At 63.9% G+C, this 2,081-nt stretch carries 1 protein-coding gene and 2 pseudogenes; 2 read left to right on the top strand and 1 reads right to left on the bottom strand.

Annotated features, from left to right (window positions below; all coding sequences use genetic code 11):
- A pseudogene (locus CHB84_RS22095) lies at window positions 1-410 on the bottom strand (hypothetical protein); the annotation flags it as partial.
- Between the two features lie 6 nt (window positions 411-416).
- On the opposite strand from CHB84_RS22095, the gene CHB84_RS22085 reads away from it, so the two are divergent.
- A protein-coding gene (locus tag CHB84_RS22085) for an IS3 family transposase (RefSeq protein ID WP_425432334.1) occupies window positions 417-1,579 on the top strand; the annotation gives its coding sequence in 2 pieces (ribosomal slippage) (window positions 417-705 and window positions 705-1,579; 1,164 coding nt in all).
- 270 nt (window positions 1,580-1,849) lie between these two features.
- Window positions 1,850-1,990 (top strand): annotated as a pseudogene (locus CHB84_RS23720) (IS3-like element ISRhosp1 family transposase); the annotation flags it as partial.
- Window positions 1,991-2,081: the final 91 nt, after the last annotated feature.

Below are 2,081 nucleotides of genomic sequence, written 5' to 3'. Positions count from 1 at the left end.
CGCCCGCCGATGCGCGGACCCTGGCCCCAGTCGAACTGCAGCCACAGTCCCGGCTCGGGGATCCACGGGCGATACACCCGCCGATGCCCCGCCCGGTAGGCGCGCTTGGCCACCGCCACCGCCCGCCGCGTCGTTCGCGGCGACCCTGCATAGCCCAGCGCGGCCAGCTTCTCGTGGGCCACATCGGCGCGGATCTTGCCCTGCGAGCGCTCCACCAGCTCCTCGAGCTTGGGCAGAAACTCGTCAATCAGCCCCGCCGGCCGGGCCCGCTGCCCGGGCTGGCCCTGCCCACGCAGCGCGACATAGCGCCGCACCGTGTGGTGATCACACCCGGCCAGCTCGGCCGCCGATGAGCTTGCCCCCGGAGCACGGACACCTGAAGTTTGGTGGCTGCGGCTACCAGGGAGGATGTTCGTATGCCCGCACCTCACCCGCCTGAGTTCCGGCAGCGTGCCGTGGAGCTGGCCCGTCTGGGCGAGAAACCGGTCGCTGAGTTGGCCACGAGTCTCGGGATCAGTGAATCGTGCCTGCGGAACTGGATGGCCCAGTCCGATATCGATGAAAACGGCCATGCCACGAAACCGACCAGCGCGGAGAAGAAGGAACTGTCCGAGCTGCGCAAGCGTGCCCGTCAGCTGGAGATGGAAAACGAGATACTCAAACGGGCCGCCGCCTACTTCGCTAAGGAAAATGTTCTCCCAAAGTAGGGTTCCGGCTGGTCCATGAACTCGCCGCTGACGGATTCGATGTCGCGGTGGCCTGTCGGATACTACATGTGTCTCGCTCGGGCTACTACGACTGGCGGGACCGTCCGGAATCACCGCGAGAATTGCGCAACAGGGATGTGACCAAGATGATCCACGAGATTCACGCCGAGTCGCGTGGCAGCTACGGCCACCCGCGGGTGCATGCCGAGCTCACGCTCGGGCTCGGCGAGCCGGTCAACCACAAGCGGGTCGAGCGGCTGATGCGCGAGGCCGGGTTACAGGGCATCTACCGGCGGAAACAGCGCCGCATGCCGACCAACGAGGCCACCGAGGACGACCTGGTGCACCGCCGCTTCACCGTCGAGGCGCCGGACCGGCTGTGGTGCACCGACATCACCGAACACCCCACACAAGAAGGGAAACTCTACTGCGCCGCCGTACTCGATGCCTATTCACGCCGCATCATCGGCTGGTCTATCGGGAACCGGCAAACGACCGAACTGGTCACCGACGCACTCGGCATGGCAATCTTGCGCCGACAGCCTGAACCGGACTCAACTATTCTACACTCAGATCACGGCACGCAATACACTTCTTGGGCGTTCGGGAAACGACTCCGCGACGCCGAACTACTCGGCTCAATGGGCACCGTGGGCGACTGCTACGACAACTCAATGATGGAGTCTTTCTGGGGCACCATGCAACTCGAAATCCTCGACCAACGCACCTGGGAAACGCGCACCCAACTTGCCAACGCCATATTCGAATGGATAGAATGCTGGTACAATCCTAAGCGACGTCATTCCAGCATCGGAATGCTCAGCCCCATCACCTACGAGACACGCCACACCCCGCCCGACCAGGACGGCTGACCCCACACCCAACGTGTCCGTCAAACGGGGGCAACCTCACGACCGGTAGCTACCGGTGGCATCGAAAGCTTCCAGAATCTCCATAATCTCCTCCGGACTCTTCAACTCCACTCCTGTCGCGAAGCCAGCACTCACACCGGCTCCACGGCAACGCCCAACCCGCCACTACCGCGGGTCGGCACGCCACGAGTGGGGAAAAACGTGGCCACGAGTGGGGAGATCACTTGGCCACCAGTGGGGAACTATCCGGCCACCACCGGGGAGAATTCCATGGCCGCTGACACTCGCGGTGGTGACGTTGCCGGGGTGATCTTCCATAGCGACCGCGGATGTCAGTACACCAGCACCCAGTTCGCCCAGCACTGTTGCCGCCTGGGCATCCACCGGTCGCTAGGACGGACCGGGATCTCCCTCTTAACCGGCCAATGTCGGCGTTTTCGCAGCGCAGCGACACGCCGACGGATGTGCGTTGCCCACCAAGGTGTGGTCAGTGGTGCTACAT

Source organism: Haloechinothrix alba (genome assembly GCF_900188115.1).
GTDB classification, from domain to species: Bacteria; Actinomycetota; Actinomycetes; order Mycobacteriales; family Pseudonocardiaceae; genus Haloechinothrix; species Haloechinothrix alba.
Note: the sequence above shows the minus strand (reverse complement) of the source record. Positions and strands in the feature narration are given on the sequence as shown.